We start from the raw sequence: 23,483 nt of genomic DNA on the forward strand, positions 1-23,483 counted from the left end.
ATTTTTATAGCACTTTTAACGCCTGTCCGTGCGGACAGGCGTTTTTCCTTATATCAATATAATTTTTTATATATGCGATTCAGGCCGACGGTCATATTTTAGACTTTGCTCAGTATAAGAATAAAGTGTGAAGAAGGCATCCAGGAGAATTTTCATATGCAGCGCACCCTGTCCGAACTGCCGGGAAAAAATATTATCTCTTAGTAAAAGACGTTCATGAGGAGACATTTTATCGTAAAGAGGTGCTATGTAACATGTGATTGATGAAAAAAAGAAGTTGGTTTCTATTTGAGAAATCATTTTCTCAGTAAGACTCTTTTGCTTTTGGGTAAATTCATCTAAAAAAATGAAAAAATCATAAATAGAGCTGAATACGCCGGTTTCAACGGGTTTATGACTGACAGAATCACAATGCTGATAATAATAATACAGAGATTTTTTTGTGCAGGTATATTTTTTTGCAAGAAACATGGCCTCAAAGGAGAAAAGCCAATCCTCACCATAACAGGGAAGCCTGAAGGAAATATCATTTTTTTTGAGGAAGGAATGTTTGTAAATTTTATTCCAGATGACAAACTCAATAGTATTAAGCTTCTCTATGAACGCATTGCCGCCGCAATATATTCCGGCATCAGGTGCATACGAGCGCAAAAAAGCATCTGACGTAATTTTATCATAACCGCATACGGCAATGTCGGCATTATCCTGCACAGCCATATTATAAAGTGTTTCCAAAAATTCTGTGGCGATAAAGTCGTCACTGTCAACAAAAGCAATAAATTCTCCTCTGGCATGGGACAGTCCTATATTGCGGCAGATGCCGGGTCCGCCGATACCTCTGTTATGATACAGGAATACATTATCGATGCCGTCATAATATTGCTTTACTATGTTTACGCTGCTGTCGTCGGAGTTATCATCTATGACAATTATTTCTATTTCCGGCAGACTCTGCACAATGATGCTGTCAATTGTTCTTAATATATATTTTTCTGCGTTTTTCATAGCGATAATAACAGATATTTTAACGGGAAAATTATCTTTTGATTCATTAGAAAACATCTTCATACTCCTTTGCCAGACCAATAAATGGAGACTTAGCCGCTCTTTACTCACCGCTTGCAGAAGCGGGAACATTAGAGCAGGTTAGTCATCGGATAAAATATTGACCGGTAACCTTATTTTAATTATACTGATTTTAGAAATGAAATTATACGGAGGCAGATAAAATGAAAATAAGGATCATATTGGCGGTAGTATTTTTGGCAGCGGCAGCTCTGCTGACAGGAATGAAGAGTATTCCCACCGACACGGAATTTTCCTGCAATGGACTGAAGCTGGGAGATTCTTATACGGCAATGGAGAATTCTTTCGGCAAGCCGTGGTACAGTGAAAACAGGCGTGTTTACGGCAGATCGGTTGACTATTATGTATATCATGATAAAACGGTGATCGGTATAGCAAAAAAGACTGGAGAAGTTGTAGATATAACAGTATCCAACAGAAAATATTTTTTGCCGCAGGGAGTGAAAATCGGTGCCACGCCCTACAAAATGCAGTCTGTTTTCGGCAAGGGCGAAAAGGAATTTGTAGACGGGAAAATTTATTTTGTCTATAATGCTCAGTCGGTACCGCAGCAGCGTCTGCTGCTGCAATTGGATTCTATGGAAGATTTCCTGGTCGGTGTGCGGCTGACAACACTGCCTCTTGACGACGAGGAAGCTGATGCAGCTATGTACGACGATGATGTGGATAAGATAGATGAATTGAATAATGGCGATATCGATACGAGTGCGGTTACTTCTGCTAAAAAGCAGGATGCCGCTGCGAAAATCAGAATTAATTATGAAAAATCATGGTAATATCAATTAGGAGCGGATTTTACTAAAACGAAATTATCGTATAAAATAATCTTTAGCGTTTTTTATATCAATATTCATTTGTGTGAGCAGGGTGTCAATCGATGAAAATTTTTCTTCATCACGCAATTTTTTTAAAAAATGTATCTGGATATGCTCGCCGTAGATATCCTTGTTGAAATCAAAAATATTTACTTCGACACGCCTTGAATGGATATTGAATGTAGGGTTGTCTCCGACATTGGCTATTCCTTCGTATTTTTCGTTATTTAGAGTTACCGTTACTATATATACGCCGTCAGGCGGCATGAGATATTTTTCGGAAACATAAACATTGGCGGTAGGAATGCCCAGCTGATGTCCGCGATTTTCTCCGTGTTCTATCTTTCCCGAGATAGTGAATGGATGCCCGAGAAGCTCATTGGCCAATTCGAGCTTGCCATCGGTGAGCGCATGGCGAACACGGGAGCTGCTGATGATCTTGTTGTGCATATAAGCTGCCTGCGGGATTTCCGCAATGAAACCGTATGCAGCGGCCATGTCATCAAGAAATTGAGGAGTTCCTTCACCCTTGTAGCCAAAGGTGCAATTCGGACCGACCACAATGTATTTGGGTGCAAGATTGTCCTTCAGAAGCTTCAGAAAATCAGCAGGAGATATGTTGGCGAGCTTTTCAGTAAAAGGAATGTTCATGAGGATATCAATGCCGAGTGCTTTCAGATCGTGTTCTTTTTCTGTATTGTCGCTTATTTTCTTCGGGGCTCTTTGGGGAGCAATAATCTCCAGCGGATGATTGGAAAAGGTAAAGACGATGCTTTTTCCCTTTATTTTTTTTGCAAGCTCGGTGGCTCTTTTTATTATTTTTTGGTGTCCTATATGTACACCGTCAAAGGTGCCGAGGACAACGACATTATTTTGGTATTTTTCGGCGATATTGGCAATATGTGAATAAACCAGCATTATTATTACTCCTAACCAAACGAAATCGGATTAAATCGTATTTACTGTATCATAAATTTGATAAAAGGTAAACAGCCAAATTATTGGAGGTATTTATGGGCAAAATAATTTTAGTAACGGGAGGAGCACGTTCGGGGAAAAGCAGTTTTGCCGAAACATATGTGCAGAAACATGGAAAAAAAACGGCTTATATAGCGACAGCGCAAATTTTGGATGAGGAAATGAAACAGCGCGTGCTATTGCACAGGAAGCACAGAGAGACGGCGGACTGGCATACACTGGAAGCTCCTTTCGATGCAGAGCTGGCTATTGATGATTGTTCAGCATATGATGCTGTTTTATTTGATTGTTTGACTGTTTATATGAGCAACCTCATCTGCATGCCGCAGATGGAGAAAAAGAAAGCGGCACAGAGGCAGAAAATTATTTTTGGCGCGATAGAAAAATTGATCTGTGCCGCAAAAAAACATGCGGGTTCTATCGTTTTCGTGACAAATGAGGTCGGCTCCGGAATAGTGCCGGAAAATGCATTGGCCCGCCAATATCGGGATATTGCGGGTTTTTGTAATCAATATGCAGCTGAAAAGGCTGATGAAGTATATTTTGTTGTTTCGGGGATACCCGTAAAAATAAAATAAACGCTTTTTATTTTCGGCATTATTTATGAGAAATAATATTATTTGGGAAGGTGTGTAGCACATATTGAATTCGTTTTTTACAGGGCTGCTTTTTTTAACACGCCTGCCCATAAAGTATGACGCCGAATGGACGCCGGCGGCACGCGGCAGGAGTGTAAAGTATTTTGCGCTGATCGGCGCTGTTTTGGGGATCATAAATGTTTTTGCGGCATTTTTCCTTCTGCTGGTACTGCCTGTGTTTAATCTGAGTATACCTCCTCTGGCAGGAGCTTTTTTGCTCCTGCTGGTGAATATAGCTTCTACCGGTGCACTTCATTGTGACGGATACACGGACACGATGGACGGTTTACTTTCAGGACGCGAGAAAAGCAGGATGCTGGAAATTATGAAGGACAGTCATGTCGGAGCACATGGTGTTACATCATTGATCATGCTGCTGTTAGGAAAATATTCTGTCATCGTGTCTATCTATCCTTCGGCAGGTGCATCAGTCACAGAATTTTACACATTAGGCAGTGCATTGTTCCTGATGCCTGTGATCGCGCGGTTATCCATGGTGCTGGGAATTACATTGTTTCCTTACGCCCGCAGAGAAGGGTTGGGTAAAGCTTTTGCTGATTATGCAGGTAAAAAATCTCTCTTTTGGGTTTTTATTACTGTGCTGGTATTCTTGCCGGCGGCTTACGCAAATATGTATCACGCTGCCGCAGCGCTCCTTGGGGTAATCGTTTTTGCCCTTCTCTTCTGCAGACATGTCACAGCGAAGCTGGGCGGATTGACAGGTGATGTTTATGGAGCGGTCACGGAACTCAGCGAATTGTTAGTATTGTTGATTTTTGCGGTGCACTGAACAGACAGTCGCTTTTATCTGGCTGATATAAAATTATACATAAGAGGGAAGATATTTTATGCTCACAAAAATTGTACTTATCCGCCACGGCCAAACATCATGGAACTTGGAGGGACGGTTTCAGGGACAATCCGATACTGATCTTATACCGGAAGGAATAAAACAGGCTCAGCTGCTGGCGGAGAAGTTTCCGCTGCAAAAAATAGATGCAGTATACTGCAGTGATCTTTCGCGTACAAAATGTACGGCAAAACCGATAGCAGAACGGTTTGGGCTGACGATGAAGCCCGTCAGCAAACTGCGGGAAATGAGCTTTGGCCAATGGGAAGGTATTCTATTTGAAGATATCAATAAAAAATGGCCGAATGCCATGAAGGATTTTTTTGATAATCCTCAGTCGGTATCCATACCTGAAGGTGAAAATTTTCAGCAGGTACAGGACAGGGCAATGCAGGCAATACGCGCAGCAATAAAAGAGAATTCCGGCGGCAGTCTGGCTATAGTGGCCCACGGCGCTGTGAACAGAGCGATCTTGGCTTATGCGGTGCATATACCGTTCGAATATGTCTGGTCAGTGGGCCAAAGCAATACGGCGTATAATATATTGTCTTATGATGATGAATTTGATAAGTTTTATGTTCAGACAATTAATAACACATCTCACCTGCTGAAGCAGTGATATATTATCAGCAGATTTGCACAGGCATAGTTTATTGGTTTTTTGAAAGAGGCATCAGGTGATTTATGGGTAAATATCGTATTGTTCCGCAATCGGGTGATAAATTTCGCCGGCTTATTGATTCACTGCCGCTTGACAGTGAATTTATGATGCTTTTGAAGGCCAGCACAATAAAGCATGTAGAAATAGATCTGAGAAAGAATACATGGGAGATACTGCTCCATACGTATCAATATCTGCCGGAAGACATGCTCGGTCAGGCTGCCGATTATATAGCGTCAAATTGCGGAGTCAGTGATGTTGCGTTTTATCAGGACATTATTGATTTTGCCGCGCAGATAGATAAAAACTGGCAGAAAATAATAACTGCCGCTTCTGATGGCAATCCTACCGTAAAAATTTTGCTGCGCACCGCCAAATATTATATTGACGGAAATCTGTTGACATTGGAGCTGGCAGGTGAGCTGGCAGGTGAGATTCTGCAGGCTCACAGTGTAAGTAAGGCATTGAAGGAAACGATACACGAACTGCTTGAGCTTGAATGCAGAGTTGCTTTTAATACTGTGGATAATGCCGAAGAGCTTTCCGGTGAATGCGGCGATTATGTTATGGTAGATTATACTCCGCCGCCGGTAACGGAAAGACCGGCGGAAAAATACGTACCGGCTGTAAAAAATTATGGCACGGGTTCATCCCACGCAGGCGGTTACAGCAGAAAACAAGCGGGACCGCCGCCGAACAGCACAGATCCCGGCTGGATATACGGCAAGCGTATAACAGGGCAGCCTATGGAAATAGACGGCATAGACGGCGAAATGAAGCTGGCTGTCATGCTGGGGAAAATTAACAATATTAATAACCGTGAATTTAAAACCGGCAATAATCTGCTTACTTTCGAACTATCCGATAAGACCAACGGTATCGACTGCAAGATCTTTTTTAAGGATAAGGACGAATTTGAACAGGTTAAGGGAAATCTGTCAAACGGATCGGTTATAAAAGTGGCGGGGAGTATTCGTTTTGACAGTTTCAACAATGATTTTGTAATGATGCCTGTCAGCATTTATAAAAGCGAAATGAAGAAAAGGGCCGATAACGCACAGGAAAAGAGAGTAGAACTGCATGCCCATACACATATGAGCAATATGGATGCCGTCGTTTCCGCGAAAGATTTGATCTGTACGGCAGCGGGATGGGGCTGGCCTGCCATTGCCATTACTGACCATGGTGTCGTGCAAGCTTTTCCGGAAGCGGCAAAAACAGTTGCTGATAAAAAATTGGATATAAAAATAATATATGGGCTGGAAGGCTACCTTATTTATGATGAGCAGCAGAAAAGGGCTAATCACATTATCCTGCTTGCCAGGAACGCTATCGGTCTGCGTAATATATACAGGCTTGTATCTCTCTCTCATTTGAAGTATCTGCAAAAAAGGCCGCGAATTCCCAAAAAAATACTGGCAGAATACCGCGAGGGCATCATTATAGGTTCAGCCTGCGAAGCCGGTGAATTAGTAAGGGCTATTGTCGCCGGACAGAGTGACGAGGAGTTGCTGCAAATAGCTTCTTTTTACGACTATCTGGAAATACAACCGATCGGCAACAATGAATTTTTAATACGCAGTGAAAATTTTCCTGATATAAAAACGGATGACGATTTGCGAAAAATAAATCTGAAGGTGGCTGAGCTGGCAAAAAAGCTGGATAAGATGCTTATTGCCACATGTGATGTCCATTTTCTTAACCCGCAGGACAGCATTTACAGGGCTATCCTTATGACAGGGAAAGGCTTTAAAGATGCAGACCAGCAGCCGCCGCTGTATCTGCGTACAACGGAAGAGATGCTGGGTGAGTTCACATATTTGGGAGAAGATCTGGCATACAAAGCGGTGGTGGAAAATCCCCGTAAAATAGCCGAAATGATCGATGTGATAAAGCCCATACCGGACGATCTGTATTCACCGATGATACCGGGAGCGGACGAGCAGATACATGATATGAGCTATGCAAAAGCGAAGCTGCTTTATGGCGAGAATTTGCCGCAGATAGTGTCGGAACGTCTCGAAATGGAACTGAGATCGATAATCGGACACGGCTTTGCCGTGCTGTATCTGATAGCGCACAAGCTCGTTAAAAAATCACTTGACGATGGATATCTTGTAGGTTCGAGAGGATCTGTAGGATCTTCTTTTGTAGCGACGATGACTGATATTACTGAGGTCAATCCTCTGCCGCCGCATTGGCGCTGTCCGAAATGCTGCAATAGCGAATTTATAACTGACGGCTCTTATGGCTGCGGATTCGATCTGCCCAATAAGACATGCCAGTATTGCGGCACAGAAATGATAAAAGACGGGCACGATATACCGTTTGCGGTATTCATGGGATTTGACGGCGATAAAGTTCCTGATATAGATTTGAATTTTTCGGGAGATTATCAGCCGGTCGCTCATAAATATACAGAAGAATTGTTTGGTAAAGATAATGTTTTTCGTGCCGGTACTATAGCAACAGTGGCTGATAAAACTGCTTACGGGTATGTCCGCGGGTATTTTAACGATAAGGGTTTGAAAAAACGCGATGCGTATATAAACAGTCTTGTCGCCGGCTGCACGGGAGTAAAAAGGACGACGGGACAGCATCCGGGCGGTATTATGGTTATCCCGAGAAATATGGATGTCCACCATTTCACGCCCATACAGCATCCTGCTGATGATAAGGATACAGCCACTATTACGACTCATTTTGACTACCATTCCATCAGCAGTCGTCTCGTAAAGCTGGATATTCTGGGGCATGATGATCCGACTGTCATAAAAATGCTTGAAAATATAACACACCGTGATCCAAAAACCATTCCCTTTGATGATCCGGCCACCATGAGCCTTTTTTCATCCACGGAAGCTTTGGGAGTGACACAGGAAGAACTTGGCGCCACTTCGGGGACTTTTGGCATACCTGAATTTCGGACTCCTTTTACGCGGCAGATGATAGATGATACGAGACCGGAAAAGTTCAGTGATCTTGTGCGAATAAGCGGTTTCTCCCATGGTACGGATGTTTGGCTCAATAATGCACAGGATCTTATAAAAAATGGTGTGTGTTCTCTGTCAGACGCTATTTCTGCCCGCGACGATATAATGATGTATTTGATCCATAAAGGGATAGAACCACTTCTGGCTTTTAAAACTATGGAGAACGTCCGCAAAGGGCGCGGGATCAAAGATGATGTGGTAGCAGAACTTAAGGCAGGCGGCATTCCCGATTGGTTTATAGATTCCTGTCAGAAAATAAAATATCTTTTCCCGCGGGCCCATGCTACAGCTTATGTTATGATGGCTTATCGGATTGCTTTTTGCAAAGTGCATTATCCGTTGGCTTTTTATGCAGCATATTTTTCCATACGTGCCGATGAATTTGATGCTCATCTTATAGCACAGGGACAGCAGGCCGTTAAAAACCGTCTGAGTGAATTGGCCGAGGAAGAAAAGATAAAAAAACTTTCGGTAAAGGAAAAGGGATTGCAGGTAGTGCTGGAACTTGCCTGGGAAATGTATCTGCGAGGCTATACCGTGGAAAAAGCGGATTTGTATGAATCAATGGCAGATAAATTCATTATGCATGAGAAATCGCTGCTGCCGCCTCTTTCTGCATTGCCGGGAGTGGGGATAACTGCGGCAAATAATATTGTGGAAGCCCGTAAACAGGGAGAATTTTCTTCTGTTGATGATTTGAAAAAAAGAGCAGGTGTACCGACACCGTCTATTGAGATACTGCGCGAGCACGGATGCTTGGACGGTATGAATGAAACGGATCAGATCGCTCTGTTTGTGTAGAGAAAATAAAAAAACACCATCCTTAAAAGAATGGTGTTTTTTTACGCCCATGATGCCGTATCTTCTTACATGCCTAGACCTGCATAATGCAGGGCGGTACCTTAAGACGATACTTTTGCTATTCGTTCGGAGACGATCCAGCAGCCATATGACAAAGTCAGGTTCCTTTTGAAAATGAGTAAGGTTAGACATAATTAAAAAGCTTACGTACACCGCAGGCATAACGCATGCGTTATTTCTTAATAAATAATAGCATAAATAAAAATGCGGTGCAAGACTTGACAAATAATAAGGAGTAAACCTGCAGTTTACTTAGTTGTGCTATAGGAATATTTTTGGTAAAATTGGTGTAGCTTAAGTACTTGATAATTTAATAAAGCAAATAGAATTTTTATATAATTCTTTGGTAGAAAGAGGTTTCATAAATTAATGGAAAATAAATTTTGTGTCGCAGTAAGCTATTTTACACTTGGGGATTACAATGATGTCGGCTATGTTGAATACAGTGCAGAAAATAAAGCTGCTGAAGTGATTTTAAAATCAGAACAGGCTGTGGCAGCTGTTAAAGAATTTTTCTCGAAAAGCCTTACTCTTCAGGTGCCGCATAAAACAATGCATGATTTTACATCTATTACCATAAAGCCATTGGAGAATCTGGAGAATTTTAAGCTTGCGCTGACCAGGCTATGGGAAAATACCAATGTGTATGTTGATTGGAGTCGTCCCGTAGAATATGTTCTGAAAACACTGCATGAAGGTAAATGATTTTGATTTGGCTGTGCGGTGCCGATCTGTTTCATATCAGTGTGTAACTTCTAAACGATTCAGCTGTTTGCTGGATCGTTTTCGTTTTTTTTGACAATATATGAGTTTGAGTATCAGAAAAAATTATTTGCAGATTTTTAGGAAATTGTATTAGTAGCCTAATTGTTCATTGACAATAATGACTTTTATTCTGTCCTTGGTAAATTGACGTTTGATAACGACAAAGGTGTTGCAAATCCTTTCAGGGCTTTTACAGTCGACACAATACCCTAAAGTTGCGCAAGGCGTATTTTTATTCAAGCGTTTTGCATCCAGTGGGGCAGCGTAATTTCTCACTCGTTTTTCTGCTTCAGCTAAATCGCTCACAATTTTGTTTACTCCGACAACAATGATAACTTGTGCCGGACCATATATCATTGGAGCCACTCTGCTGCCGTTTCCGTCTATATTTGACAATTCTCCGTGTTCTGTCAGTGCACTTGTCCCGGATAAAAAAGTATCTGCACTGAAATTAGCCTGATACAATTGTTTTTTTTCTTCACTGGTAATCCCGTCTTTGTACTTGTCGAGAAAATCATATGAGCCATTTCGCAGTAAATCAACTATTCCCGTATCGAATAATGTCACAGAATCACCGATGCCCACTCTGGAACCATCAGGAATAAGTTGTTTAATTTTTTCCCTTAATTCGAAATTATTATTTACAAATAATCCGCAAATATTATTTTTTTCGAGATTGCCGATTGTTTTTTCTACTTTGTTTTTTATGTACCAAGAGATTACTTTATCCATATTCAACATATACTCCATGTATTTTTTACAGAAATTATAGATCAAAAAATGCAGCGAAGACAGATGGTTTTTCGTCTGTCTTCGCTGAAAGTTTTTTAGAATTTAAATTTGTGCAGCTCTATCTGCGATTCTTGGGCTAATTTTGCCAGTGATTCACTTGCCGAGGCTATTTCTTCCGCAGAGGCTGATTGCTCTTCTGTTGCGGCAGCTATAGACTGCATTTCAGAAGTAATATTATCGCCTTGTTTTTCAATAGTATCAACTTCATGACGGACATTTTTTGCATTTTCGGTTACTTTATCCACAGCAGATGCCATAGAATTCATCTGAGTAGATACCTTATCGACAAGAACGTTGATTTCGGCAAACATATTGTGCAGATCTTCAACTGATTTTGCACCTTCAATGACTTCGGTGCGGCCTTTCTGCATTGCTGTTACAGCTCCCGCGGTATCGGATTGGATACTGGTGATAAGTTCAGTTATTCTGGCAGTTGCTTCTTGTGATTGCTCTGCCAGTTTTCTGACCTCTTCAGCCACCACTGCAAACCCTTTTCCATGTTCTCCGGCTCTGGCTGCTTCAATGGCAGCATTAAGAGCAAGTAAATTTGTCTGACCGGCTATATTGGCAATAGTATCTATTATCTGCCCGATTTCCTGCGAGTTTTCACCCAGCTTTTCAACTATTTCCGCAGAAGAACGCACGGTATCTTCAACTTTTTTTATCTTTTCCACAGAAGTATTGATTGAATTATTGCCTGCAGTAATGCGGTCAGCCACGCTGGCTGCATGATCGGCGACTTTATCGGACTCAGCACGTATATCTTCGATCGATGATGTAATATGGTCTACGGCTGATTTTCCTTTTTGGACTGCACTTTTATGCTGGTCGGCTACCTCCGCAGTTTCAGTGGCAGATTGAGCTACCTGTGTAGCTGTCTGCGAGGCCTGCATAGAGCTTGCCGTGAGTTCTTCGGAGGATGCAGCGACCTGCTCTACAGAACCATTCATTTTTTTCATAAAAACAGATACGTTAGCAATAACTTCAACAAGTGCATCGGCCATTTGTCCAAATTCATCTTTGCGGTTCATCTTAGATTTTTCAGGTTGACGATAGTCCCCATCGCGCAGTTTATGACATTCTTCGATCATTGCATTTAATGAAGAGACTATTTCTTTTAAAAACCAGCCGCAGAAAACAAGCAATATTAGAATAATGATTACAGTTTTCATGAGCATGCTGTATATTGCCGATTGGGTATCATGATTATTCTGATCATTAACATTTTTGACAGCTATGTCTTCGATCTTATTCAATTCATCAAGAGCGTCGCGCAATTTTATGGTGTCGGCAGCTCCTTGGTTTTCATAAAGTGCAGCGGCTTCCTCTTTTTTCCCCTGAAGGCTGAGGTCAACTATGCTTTGCATAGTGTTTTTAAAGGTTTGCCAGTTTTCGTGGGCAGCTGCTATTTTTTCTCTGCCCTCCGGTGATGCTGTTTCCTGATATTTTTTCCATTGTGCTTCATAATCATCACTGAATTTTTTTATATCAGCCTGGCGCTGCTGTAATTTTGCGGGATCCTTTTCGATGATCATCTGCAGCACCCGGTTCTGCACCACACGGCTGTCCACTGTCGTTTCATTGATATATTGGACAGACTGCATATTCTGAGAATAAATACTTCCCATAGCGGACTGCGCTTTACTCAGATATGAATATCCGGTGTAACCGACCATAATCATTCCGGCGGCGGCAACAAAAATTACAATAGCCATTTTATAGGCTACCTTAAGATTATTTAATTTTTCCATAAAATAGTCCTCCCATTTATTAACTTATATGAATACATTAAACAGATTGAATCGCTTATCCTGCGAGAATAAAAATCACTGATATACAAGAAGCAGGGGTGATACAAAGGAATCCGCATCGTCCCTGCTTTGTTTTACTATCTTGTTTTATAATTTATTATTCGCATTTTGACCAGCCGCAGTATGTGCAGGTTACGCAGTTGCCTTCTGGTTTAAGTGTATAATGACTGCATTCGGGGCATTTTTTATTGATAGCGGCATCCTCTGCGCTATTAGTGTATTTTTCAGCAGGTTTTTTTTGCTGTGTTTCATTATATATTTCTGCCAGTGCCGAAGCGATGGCATTACCACAGGAAAGAGATATATCACGTCTGCCACCGCGGATGAGCGCCTGACAGGCGGAGCATTTGCTCACGGCGAGCTGTTTTATTATATGTTTCACGCTTATGCCGGACCGGAGAGCGAGTGATGTCAGCCGGGTAATCGTTGCTATATTGCTTGAGCATCCGCCGGAGGCATTGGTGAAAACTTCAAATACCTGTCCGTCAGATGTTTTGTTGATCGTGATGTAAAGTTTGTCGACGCATGAGGTATGTCTGACTAAGGTGCAGCCATCAAGGCGGGCAATGTCATCTCTTTTGATAGGTTGAATAGTGTCATATTCTATTTTTGTTTTTGGTTCTGAAACACCCAGTATATTGCCGCGCCTGCAGCCGTCCCGAAATACGGTTATGCCCTTGCATCCGGACTTCCAGGCTGCAATGTATATATCTTTTATTTCCTCAGGAGTTGCATCATGGCGAAGATTGACTGTGGAAGAGATAGAGTTGTCTACATATTTTTGCATGGCAGCCTGCAGTTTTACACGATCAAGATAAGGAATATGATGACTTTCGATTATCCAGGGGAAGCGTTTTTTTATTTCCGCATCATCAATATCATAGGGCAGTTTATGGTACTCGAGAAGCTCTTTTATGGCATGCGCATAAACTTTAAAAGATTTTTTTTCACCTTCCATTTTATGGGTCGTGCGCATATAGCTTATTTTATAAAGCGGTTCGCAGCCGCCGGAGAAAGTTCCCATAAGAAGTGAGATCGTTCCTGTTGGGGCAATAGACAATAAGGTGCCGTTTCGCAGACCGTTTTCTTTTATATTGTCATATACATCGGGAGCTTCTTTATATAGTAATTCCATCAGGGGTGATGCCTTGGTTTTTTCCCATTCATAACGGCCAAAAGTATTTTTTTCTTTGGCTATTTGCGAAGAGGCTCGGGCTGATTCAATAAACATTATACGGATGACATCCGTAATAAATTGATTGCCCTGCCGGCTGCCGTATTTTAGTTTCATAGCAATGAGAGCATCGGCAACTCCGAAGAGACCGAGACCTATGCTGCGCCAATCATCTATACATTTTCTGTTGGCTTCAAGAGGTTGGGTTTCGTATCCGTAATCGAGAATCTCATCCAGAGCCCGCACTGCCGTATCAATTGCCGAACGAAAAGGTTTTTCGTTCAAATGAGGCATTTCGCCAAATTTATCATCAATAAAATTATAAAGATTAATGCTCATGAGATTGCAGGAATTGTAGGCATTACCGCCAAATTCACCACAGGGATTAGTTATTTCGATATTGTAATCACTATAGCCGCTGAGTAGTGTGTAATTATTGAGCTTGTCGACAAATAAGGCACCAGGGTCACCCCAATCCCATTGAGTACGGCAGTATTCTTTAAAAAATGAAGCCGCATTTATTTTTTTTCGTATTTTTTCACCGGTAGCTTCAACATCAAATTTCAATTCGTATTCATCGTTATTCAGGACAGCCTTCATAAAATCGTCTTTGAAAAGTATGGAAATATTCATCGAAGCCAATTTTTCATTATTTTGTTTCATATGGAGAAATTCGTAAATGTCAGGATGATCGCAGTTCAGTCCGACCATCATTGCACCGCGGCGTCCGTTCTGGCTGATCACTTCGCCGGTAGAATCAAATATTTTCAGAAAAGATACTGATCCGGTTGAGGTACGTGCGGCATTATTGACAAGACTTTCTTTGGGGCGCAGCCTGCTGATATTGACACCGATACCTCCTCCGTAAGAAAATATTCTTGCAATTTCAGTATTAATTTTGAAGATAGATTCAATATTATCCTCGGGAGACGGTAATATATAACAATTGCTCAGACTTGCTTTGAATTTTCCCTTGGCACCCGTAGCATATAAAGTCCGTCCTGCAGGGCAGACCGATCCGGCTTCAAGATATTGCCGCATAGCCTTTTGCACGGGGGCAGAAAATATAGAAGTCACACGATCAATAAAAATCTGCGGATCTTTTTCACCCACATGATAGTATTTCGATTTCAGGATATTTTTGCCTATATCACTTTCATACCATTTTTCCAAAAAATTCGCTTCCTTATCAAAAATTATTAATTCAGATGCATCGGTAAGGATGACTGAAGTTTATGAGGAACTTGGCTGCAAAATATAACCACCCGGCTGTGCAGAAACAAAACTGTAAGCAGGTGGTTGTAATTGGACATACAAAAAGAACCGCTGACAACTTTAGGCACTCAATGCAGATGTTTTTCATCTGCCAAGATCAGCCGGTTAGTGCTTCCTGAAATGTTATTTAATAATATTTTGCTGTTGATATAAGTTATTATAATTCAAAATCCCGTCAAAAGCAATATTATATTTATGAAAAGCACTAAATATAGTAAAATAGATATGATTAATAACTACATATTGAACACCAAATGGTATGATTTTTGTTATTGCATAATAAATATTGTTTCATCAGAGAAATCTGATTCATAAAAAAGCTGTCGATGAAGCAGAAATCAGCTTCATCGACAGCTTTGCAATATTTTGTTATTCAACTATTGGTTTTACTAAACCATCTGATTTATTGACAATATCAAAAGTCAAATTACTGTTTACTTTGCCGATATAGCTGTTCAACCAAGCATGATGATTAGTCTCATCCATTTTTATTTCACCCGCTGGTGTATCTATTTTCAATCCTGATGCTGCTTTAATTATATCTGCGGCTGCACCAGAGTTTGCCTTAGCAATTGCGGCGGCCAACATATATACACCATGATAAGCGCCTTCTGCCTGATTCGTAACAGTGGTATCCGTACCGAATTCTGCTTCATATTTTTCAATAAATTCCTTATTGGCGGGAGTATCAATGGTATTAAAATAATCAAATGAAGAATATGTTCCTATAGCAGATTCACCGATACCTTTAACAGTGGCTTCACTGGTGGCTATGGCGCAAATAGGAAGTTGTTTAGGATCAAGGCCATATTGACTGTATTGTTTATAGAAGGGGACGGCACCATTTCCTGCTACTCCTGAGAAAACGACATCTGGCTTGGCTTCCTTTATTTTGTTAATCACGGATGAAAAGTCTGTATAGGTGATAGGGACATATTCTTCACCAACAATTTCTCCGCCGTTTTCTTCGGCAATTTTTTTAGCATAGGCTATACTCTTTTTAGGAAATTCATAATCACTGCCAACAAAAAAGATTTTCTTGCCTAAATTTTTAATGATCCATGGTATATAAGCTTCTATCTGCTGACTGGGTACACTATTGGTATATAAAACATTGTTTGACGGTTTTTCTCCTTCATAAAATGTATTATATATGAGCAGTGAATCATTTTGTTCTATCGTTGGAATTACAGCCAGCCGCGTTGCTGAGGAATTTGTGCCGACAATGGCTGTTACACCGTCTTTCATGATCAATTCCTGCGCTTTTTGTGCCGCCAGATTGGGATCAGAGGCATAGTCCATATAAATCGGTTCTATTTTTTTGCCGTTTATTCCCCCATTGGCATTAATTTCTTCAATAGCCATTTTAGCGGAATTGGCCATAGGTGTTTCACTTATGGAAAAAGGTCCTGTTGTCGAATATAAAACGCCGATTTTTATATTATCTCCTAGACTGCTTTTTCCATCATCGCTTTTACCAGGACCGGTGCACCCTGCGAAAAATAGGGATAAGCTTGCTGCTAAGAGTAGAAATAGAAATTTTTTCATTGTATCCTCCTGAATCAAATTTATAGTTTTCACTTTTTAATTAAATAAAATCAAATACTATTTGCTAAGTCCTTATACATGGCAGCGTATATTTCAGGTTTAAAATCAGGTGTTTTTTCATGATCATTTTTTTGATATATACTCCTGGTAGCTTTGGATAAATCTATAGTTGCCGTATACAGTCCTGTTTCCTGTGCATCAGGATCATTAAAATGATGTCCGCAATAATAAGCTACCTGTCCGTAAGTGCTGGATGGACCCATGATGTTGCTGCCACCTGAAAAATCATTATACAGATCTATTCCTCCAAGATTCGCGGAGGCAATGTATATATCATTCATTATGACTGAAGCTTCTAAAGTGATTTGGGGTTTATTGGTATTGCGGGATTTGGCAAAAGCAGTTGCATTAATATAAAGTCTGCACCCTTTAGCGGCATAATATCTTATCAGTTCTGGGAAATTATAAGAATCGTAGCAGACGCCGCAGCCTATTCCTCCCCATGGAGTGTCTACTATAAGAGGAGTGCTGCCGTGTTTGGCCCAATTTGCTTCTTGCAGCGCCAGATGTATTTTCCGATATGCCATAACTTTTCCATTAGGCGCACATGTCACCAATGAATTATAGATATTATTTTGAAAAAGTTCCGGCATACCAAACATCACGTAGATATTTTCTTTTTTAGCCTTTTCTGCAATTTTTTGTACTGACGGCCCTTTCATTGTTTCAGCCGCACACTTTTGCATTTTTGCGGTGCCTTTTGCAGTAGGCTCATCGTCATATCCAGTGAGACACATTTCCGGCATCACTATAAGGTCGCTGCCTTTTGCAGCCGCATGATCTATAAATTTCATCATACGTTTCAAATTAGCTTCTTTATTCCCCCATTCAGTCTGAAAAGTAACTACCGATACTGTTATAATATCAAACAATGTCTCGCTCCTCTCTTTGCTGTATAGTGCCGAAATATCCACTAAAAACGGCACAAAAATTCAATGGATTTTATACACTCAAATATTTTACACTTATTTCATCCGTCAGTTCTTCTATTTTACCGGCTTTAACAATGCTTCCCTTTTGAATAATGACAAATTTGCTGCCCAATTTTTTGGCGAATTTTAAATTTTGTTCTACGATAATGACCGGAATATGTTTTTCTTTATGATATAACATCAATATATCAGATATATGCGTTACGATATTGGGCTGGATACCTTCTGTCGGTTCATCAAGCATAAGTATATCCGGTTCCCCCATCAGTGCTCTGGCTATGGCGAGCTGTTGCTGCTGTCCTCCTGAAAGCACACCGCCTTTTCGTACCATATGTTCTGTAAGAATCGGGAAATATTCCAGTATTTCACGAAGCTTTTTTTCATAGTCCACTTTATGATATAATGCACCCATTTCAAGATTTTCAGCTACCGTCAGATCGGGAAAGATTTCCCTTCCCTGCGGTACATAAGCGATGCCCTTTTGAGAGCGCCGTGCTGCAGAATATTTTGTTATATTCTGTTCTTTGAAATATAATGTGCCTTTTATTGGCAGAATTCCCATTATGCCTTTCAATAAGGTCGTTTTCCCCACTCCGTTGCGCCCAAGAATAAAGAGACGGTCGTCTTTGTTGACGGAAAAGGAAATATCTGCCACTATATTTCCTGCACCATAGCTAACGGAAATATTTTTTACTTCCATCATCGTTTTACACCGGTCCTTCATCATCAGTTTTTAAGTATACTTTTATAACTTCAGGGTTATGCGATATTTCATCATATGTACCTTCAGCTAAAATTTTCCCTTGATTTAGAACAGTGACGGTTTTTGCTATTTGTTTGATAAAATCCATGTCATGTTCTACAACAATAACTGTTTTATCGTGCATAATTTCTTTTATCATTTCACCTGTCTTATATGTTTCATCATCGGTCATGCCCGCTGCCGGTTCGTCAAGAGTTATAATATCAGGGTCCTGGGCTAATATCATGCCCATTTCCAACCATTGTCTTTGACCATGTGATAAAAAACATGGCAGCATTTCTTTTTGAGTGACAAGATTAATTTTTTCTAAAATATTATAAATACGTTTTTTTATCGTTGAAGTTCTGCGAAAAAAAAATGTTTGCAATAGTTTATTATGGCCTGACAGTGCCACCTCAAGATTTTCGTAAACGGTCATATTATCGAATACATTCGGCCCTTGAAATTTTCTGCCTATTTTATACTTATCCGAAATTTCATAAGGAGTTTTACCTGCCAGATTGTTTCCTTCCAAAAGTATTTCACCATCAGCGGGCTTGGTTTTTCCTGTCAGCATATCTATGACAGTGGTTTTTCCGGCACCATTTGGACCGATAATTACACGTGTTTCACCTTTTTCTATTACCATATTAATTTTGTCGACAGCTTTAAATCCATTGAATTCTGCAGTCAGGTTTTTTAATTCGAGAAACATGTATTATACCTCCGCTTCACGATTAGTAATTTTGGTTTCCTTTTTTTCACTGCCGTGAACTCGTCGCATATATTGCCATTCTACCAGGCTTCCTATAAGCCCCTTAGGCATCAGCATAACAATCAGCAGCAGACATATTCCCAAAATGATCTGCCACATTCCGCCGAAAATGCCCGATAAGGTATTTTGTAAAAAATTTACCAGCAGTGCACCAACCATAGCGCCTGTAAAATTTCCTCTGCCGCCGACAGCCAGCCAAATTATCACCATCGTGGAAAACATGACACCTGAACTGTCTATTGATACGAAGGAGGCTATGGGAACATACAACATTCCTGCATAACCTGCCACAGCTGCGGAAATTGCAAAAGTAACAGTCTTGAATACGGCAGGGTCATAACTGAGAAATTGTACTCGAGGTTCATTGTCCCGGATAGCATGGATAATTTGGCCAAAACGTATTTTATGGAGCCAGAGACAAAATAAATAGATAAAAATCAGTGAAATAAATGCTATATAGTACCAGTCAATAATAGTGATTTTACTGCCGAAAAGCCGCAGGGTCATAACACCTGTAGCTATACCATTAATGCCGCTGGCACCGCCGGTGTATGTCTGCTGATTGACTATGAATAGTTCAAAAAGGGCTACAAATGCCAATGTAATTATATTGTAAAATACACCTTTTATTTGACTTTTGAATATAAAATAACCCAGCAGCAGCGCTATAATTATGGGAACAGCCACACTGAGAATTATGGCTGAGGCAGGATTTTGTAAAGGAGCAAAAAACCATGGAAGCTCTGTTATGCCACCAAATGACATAAATGCAGGGAGACCTTTTTGTATAGCCATTGATATGCCGAAGATGTAACTTCCTATGCCAAAGAATATTGCAAAACCAAGATTCATAAGCCCAGCTTCCCCCCAAAGTATATCAAGGCCCAATGCAAGGATAATATATGTAATAAACTTCCCGAAAATTTGCACACTGTATAAAGATGATACAAAAGGAATAATCAACAGCATTATGAAAATTGCCAGAGCTATATATTTATCAACAGTAATATTTTTTAACTTACTCATTATTCTTTCTCCTCAACGTTTATCCTTGGCAAAAAACAGTCCCTGCGGTTTGAAACGTATAATGATGATTATTATTATGAAAATCAGCAGTTTAGCTGTTATTTCACTCATATATCCAGCCATTACAGTTGAAGATTCACTGATAACGAAGGAACCTAAAAAACTGCCAAATATGGAATTCAATCCTCCAAGAACAACAACAAGGAAACTATCGACGATATAAGATAATCCCATATCCGGTGTCACACTTTTAATAGGAGCTATCAGCGCTCCGGCAATACCGGCTAACATGCTGCCATAGGTAAATGTTATATTATCTATTTTTTGCGAATCGACTCCCAGACATTGCACCATAGTACGGTTTTGCACATTAGCTCTGATCTGCATGCCAAATTTTGTTTTGGTCAGCATTAGCATTGTTCCTGCTAATATCAAAATGGATACAACAATTAAAAGGAGATTATATATGGGAATAACTATGTTTCCCATATTCAAAGCGGCATTTATAGGAAGTGCCATCAACTGATCTTCCGGGCCGAAGATAGAACGTATGGTCTGCTGAAAGATATAACTTAAAGCGAAAGTAGCCAATAGTGTTTCGGCCACTCTGCCGTATAATCGTCTGATGATGAATTTCTCGGTAATTGCACCGATGATTCCTGTAAAAACCGCCGCTGTCAGAACAGCGATTATAAAAGGAAAATGAAATTGATTTATAGAGACACAGGCACTGTAAGCTCCCAGCATGATGAATTCTCCATGTGCCATATTAACTACATCCAAAAGGCCGAATATAATTACTAGACCACTGGCCGCTAAAAATAAAACAGCCGTATTTGTAAGTCCGTTTATTATCTGTGATACTAACAGCTCCATTGTCTGTTCCCTCCCAAATTGCCAACTGCCGTAAGCAGCCGTCTTGATCGATGAGAATAATTGGAATAAAAATATTCTTATTCGTTGATCGTTTTTTCTGTAAGACGCAGGAATGCAGCTATAGCTGTCTCCAAATCTTTATCAGGAGTATTCTCTTCCTTGCAGTGTGATAATCCGCTTGCAGACATAGTAAACATCATAATGGATGGCAATATTTTAGCCATTTCGGCAGCATCATGAAGTGGACCTGAAAAAATAGATGTAGCTTCTCCTGTTTCTTCTTTTACCGCTTCCCTGCACAATTCGGTCAAGTGTGTATCAAAAATTGTTGGAGGAATGCTCCAGACAGGCTCAAATACTACGTCTACTTTATTATCAGCAGCTGCCTTCATACAAGCGATTCGCGCTTCTTCATAAATTTTTTCGAGTATATTTGCATCTATTGAACGTTGGTCAAGTGATATCATGCATTCTCCGGGAAAGATAGTAACTATATCCGGGAAAACTTTTACTTTTCCCACGGTACAGTAGGCATTGTGCTTAAGTCCTATTTCACGAAAAGCCAAGGATGCCTGCGCAGCTGCCAAAAATGCATCGCGGCGCATAGAAATCGGTGCACCGGAATGCGCCGGCTGGCCTTTGAAGGTAATATACTGACGTTCACATCCTGTGATTCCGTAAACACAAGCTGCTGATTTTCCCTGACTCTCCAATACGGGAGCCTGTTCAATATGCAGTTCTAAATAACTTTTGATATGTTTGTCCATGAATTCCTTACGTGCATTAGGAAAAGCTTCAATATTTAAATTATATCTTTTCAGTGCATCGGTAAATGCTATACCGTTATTATCTTTAAGCTTTGCTGCTTCATTTATATCGAGTGCACCGCTCACTGCTGAAGAACCTATACAGCTTCTACCAAATCGTGCACCCTCTTCATCGGCCCAGCTGACAACATACAACGTCTTTTTGGGTTTTTTGCCATTTTTGCCATAACGTTTTATTCCACCCATGCCTGCTACTACACCTAGAGCACCATCAAGCCATCCACCGTTTGGGACACAATCCAAGTGGCTGCCGATCAGTATCGCTTCGTTTATTTCTCCTTGTATTTTTGCCCAAACATTATTGGCTGAATCAACACTTATTTCAGCACCTTCAAGTTTCATTTTCTTCTTGAACCAATCCTGTGCTTTATCCCATGTTGGTGTCCATGCAACCCGATGCGCACCATCTGCATCTGAAGTCAATGATGCCAATTCCCGCAGGTCTTTTATGACGTCTTTTGCCGAATCTTTCCATGCTGGCTGTGTCATTTTTGTCTTATCTCTCCTTATAAAAAAAGATGCCTATCCGATAAAATCGAATAAGCATCTTTGCTCAACACTGATTTAATTACAGGTCATAGTATACTAAATATTTTTCTTATTGTATATGTATAAAACTAACAAAAAGGACTGAGTGGATTTGTTAAGTATGACATTAGCCTACATATACTGCGCATCGACCCATGAAAGGACAGCATCCATTTTTTGCATTTCTTCTTCGAGCTGGACCTCGGTTATGATCAGCGGAGGAGCCACGAGAAGCATATTTTCATGGGAGTAAGTCATGAAAAATTTCTTTTTCAGCTGACCGATGATTGATGCCATGATGCCTTTAGGATCAGTTCCGTAGTCGACAAGCGGTTTTCTCGTCATCTTGTCCTTTACAAGCTCAATAGCTGAAAAAAGACCTATATAACGGACATCACCCACGCAGGGATGTTTTTCTTTCAGATTCTCCAAAATAGTGCCCAGGACTTTACCGACCTTTTGAACATTGTCAAGCACATGATGCTCTTGATAGTACTGGACGCAGGCGACACCTGCGGCACAAGACAGAGGATGTCCGCTGTAAGTGAGTCCGCAAGAAAGAAAATGGTCATCGAAATATTCGGCAATACGACTGGATATCCCCACTCCGCCCAACTGTGTATAGCCGCAGGTAACTCCTTTGGCAAAAGTGACAAGATCAGGTTTTATGCCCCAGTGTTCAAACGCAAACATTTTTCCTGTTCTGCCAAAACCTGCCATAACTTCATCACATATCATCATGATACCAAATTCATCGCAGATCGCCCGCACACCCTGTAAATATCCATCAGGCGGTATTATAACACCATTTGATCCGGTGATCGTTTCCATAACTATAGCTGCGACATCATTGGGGTTTTCGTAGATTATTTGTTCACGCAGTTTACTTACGTAAAAATCAGCGGCTTCTTTTGATGAAGCAAATTTGATTTTTTCCTGATAGACATACGGATCAAAAAATTTTACAAAACCGGGTATACCCGGCTCAAGAGGATAGCGGCGCGGTTCACCGGTAAGATTGCCTGCACCAAAAGATGAGCCGTGATAACTGCGGTAACGGCTGAATATCTTTTTCCGGCCCGTATATAGTCTGGCTATTTTTATAGCGTTTTCATTTGCGTCAGCTCCGGCGTTAGTAAAAAAGATTTTACCAAAATTATCGGGCAGCAATTTTACAATCATTTCTGCCAAATCAGCCCTGCTCTTTACAGCTATAGCAGGAGATAAAAAACAAAATTCATCGGCCTGTTTTTTTATAGCAGCAGCTATTTCCCGATTCCCATGTCCAAGATTCATATTTACAAGTTGAGAGGACATATCCGTATAGCGGTTACCCTCATAATCCCAATAATATATATTATCGCTTTTTTCCGCGACCACAGGATTGAGATTTCCCTGTTTGGACCACGACTGAATACTATAGCGCAATGACTTTTTTTTGATTTCTTCCGATATAGACATTTATATTCC

The 23,483-nt window shown here is 40.6% G+C and carries 19 protein-coding genes and 1 other RNA gene; 6 read left to right on the forward strand and 14 right to left on the reverse strand.

What is annotated here, in order from left to right; all coding sequences use genetic code 11:
- Positions 1–66: 66 nt before the first annotated feature.
- The gene (locus NXG61_RS07300; RefSeq protein WP_307223172.1) at positions 67–1,062 is read right to left on the reverse strand and encodes a glycosyltransferase; all 996 of its coding nucleotides are present in this window, start codon (positions 1,060–1,062) and stop codon (positions 67–69) included.
- A gap of 167 nt (positions 1,063–1,229) precedes the next feature.
- Between NXG61_RS07300 and NXG61_RS07305 the strand changes: the two genes are divergently transcribed.
- A complete protein-coding gene (locus tag NXG61_RS07305; protein WP_307223173.1) occupies positions 1,230–1,862 on the forward strand; it encodes a hypothetical protein in 633 nt (210 codons plus the stop codon).
- A gap of 33 nt (positions 1,863–1,895) precedes the next feature.
- Here NXG61_RS07305 and NXG61_RS07310 read toward each other — a convergent pair whose 3' ends face one another.
- Entirely contained in the window at positions 1,896–2,819 is a 924-nt protein-coding gene (locus NXG61_RS07310) for a bifunctional riboflavin kinase/FAD synthetase (RefSeq protein WP_196603605.1), read from the reverse strand.
- 95 nt (positions 2,820–2,914) lie between these two features.
- Here NXG61_RS07310 and cobU point away from each other — a divergent pair, with 95 nt between their 5' ends.
- The 4 genes from cobU (at position 2,915) to NXG61_RS07330 (ending at position 8,822) form a co-directional block, all read left to right on the forward strand.
- The gene (cobU, locus tag NXG61_RS07315) at positions 2,915–3,457 is read left to right on the forward strand and encodes a bifunctional adenosylcobinamide kinase/adenosylcobinamide-phosphate guanylyltransferase (protein ID WP_307223174.1); all 543 of its coding nucleotides are present in this window, start codon (positions 2,915–2,917) and stop codon (positions 3,455–3,457) included.
- A 64-nt stretch (positions 3,458–3,521) separates the two neighbouring features.
- A complete protein-coding gene (cobS, locus tag NXG61_RS07320) occupies positions 3,522–4,307 on the forward strand; it encodes an adenosylcobinamide-GDP ribazoletransferase (RefSeq protein WP_196603607.1) in 786 nt (261 codons plus the stop codon).
- A 58-nt stretch (positions 4,308–4,365) separates the two neighbouring features.
- Complete coding sequence (locus tag NXG61_RS07325; RefSeq protein WP_196603608.1) at positions 4,366–4,986, forward strand: histidine phosphatase family protein; 621 nt, start codon at positions 4,366–4,368, stop codon at positions 4,984–4,986.
- A 65-nt stretch (positions 4,987–5,051) separates the two neighbouring features.
- Positions 5,052–8,822: a PolC-type DNA polymerase III gene (locus NXG61_RS07330; protein ID WP_196603609.1), complete on the forward strand. Its 3,771-nt coding sequence runs from the start codon at positions 5,052–5,054 to the stop codon at positions 8,820–8,822.
- 40 nt (positions 8,823–8,862) lie between these two features.
- Here NXG61_RS07330 and ssrS read toward each other — a convergent pair.
- Positions 8,863–9,046, reverse strand: a non-coding RNA gene (ssrS, locus tag NXG61_RS07335) — 6S RNA.
- A 205-nt stretch (positions 9,047–9,251) separates the two neighbouring features.
- Here ssrS and NXG61_RS07340 point away from each other — a divergent pair.
- Positions 9,252–9,587 (forward strand): hypothetical protein, encoded by a 336-nt coding sequence (locus NXG61_RS07340; protein ID WP_196603610.1) that lies wholly within the window; start codon positions 9,252–9,254, stop codon positions 9,585–9,587.
- A gap of 150 nt (positions 9,588–9,737) precedes the next feature.
- Here NXG61_RS07340 and NXG61_RS07345 read toward each other — a convergent pair whose 3' ends face one another.
- The 11 genes from NXG61_RS07345 to NXG61_RS07395 form a co-directional block, all read right to left on the reverse strand.
- Positions 9,738–10,379, reverse strand: a complete 642-nt coding sequence (locus NXG61_RS07345) for a lactate utilization protein (RefSeq protein WP_307223177.1) — start codon at positions 10,377–10,379, stop codon at positions 9,738–9,740.
- Between the two features lie 95 nt (positions 10,380–10,474).
- Entirely contained in the window at positions 10,475–12,190 is a 1,716-nt protein-coding gene (locus NXG61_RS07350; RefSeq protein ID WP_196603612.1) for a methyl-accepting chemotaxis protein, read from the reverse strand.
- Between the two features lie 157 nt (positions 12,191–12,347).
- A complete protein-coding gene (locus NXG61_RS07355; protein ID WP_196603613.1) occupies positions 12,348–14,597 on the reverse strand; it encodes an adenosylcobalamin-dependent ribonucleoside-diphosphate reductase in 2,250 nt (749 codons plus the stop codon).
- Positions 14,598–15,068: 471 nt separating this feature from the next.
- Positions 15,069–16,247, reverse strand: coding sequence for a transporter substrate-binding domain-containing protein (locus tag NXG61_RS07360; RefSeq protein WP_307223181.1), 1,179 nt, complete (start codon positions 16,245–16,247; stop codon positions 15,069–15,071).
- Positions 16,248–16,297: 50 nt separating this feature from the next.
- On the reverse strand, positions 16,298–17,179 hold the full coding sequence (locus NXG61_RS07365; protein WP_196603615.1) for a carbon-nitrogen hydrolase family protein: 882 nt from the start codon (positions 17,177–17,179) through the stop codon (positions 16,298–16,300).
- 70 nt (positions 17,180–17,249) lie between these two features.
- The gene (locus NXG61_RS07370) at positions 17,250–17,942 is read right to left on the reverse strand and encodes an ATP-binding cassette domain-containing protein (protein WP_196603616.1); all 693 of its coding nucleotides are present in this window, start codon (positions 17,940–17,942) and stop codon (positions 17,250–17,252) included.
- A 4-nt stretch (positions 17,943–17,946) separates the two neighbouring features.
- Positions 17,947–18,696 (reverse strand): urea ABC transporter ATP-binding protein UrtD, encoded by a 750-nt coding sequence (gene urtD, locus NXG61_RS07375; RefSeq protein WP_196603617.1) that lies wholly within the window; start codon positions 18,694–18,696, stop codon positions 17,947–17,949.
- A gap of 3 nt (positions 18,697–18,699) precedes the next feature.
- Entirely contained in the window at positions 18,700–19,782 is a 1,083-nt protein-coding gene (locus tag NXG61_RS07380; RefSeq protein WP_196603618.1) for an ABC transporter permease subunit, read from the reverse strand.
- 12 nt (positions 19,783–19,794) lie between these two features.
- The gene (gene urtB, locus NXG61_RS07385) at positions 19,795–20,658 is read right to left on the reverse strand and encodes an urea ABC transporter permease subunit UrtB (protein WP_196603619.1); all 864 of its coding nucleotides are present in this window, start codon (positions 20,656–20,658) and stop codon (positions 19,795–19,797) included.
- Positions 20,659–20,735: 77 nt separating this feature from the next.
- The gene (locus NXG61_RS07390) at positions 20,736–21,974 is read right to left on the reverse strand and encodes a Zn-dependent hydrolase (protein ID WP_196603620.1); all 1,239 of its coding nucleotides are present in this window, start codon (positions 21,972–21,974) and stop codon (positions 20,736–20,738) included.
- A gap of 171 nt (positions 21,975–22,145) precedes the next feature.
- Positions 22,146–23,474, reverse strand: coding sequence for an aminotransferase class III-fold pyridoxal phosphate-dependent enzyme (locus NXG61_RS07395; RefSeq protein WP_307223186.1), 1,329 nt, complete (start codon positions 23,472–23,474; stop codon positions 22,146–22,148).
- Positions 23,475–23,483 lie beyond the last annotated feature (9 nt).

It is taken from the genome of Pectinatus haikarae, from assembly GCF_050916305.1.
Lineage (GTDB): Bacteria > Bacillota > Negativicutes > Selenomonadales > Selenomonadaceae > Pectinatus > Pectinatus haikarae.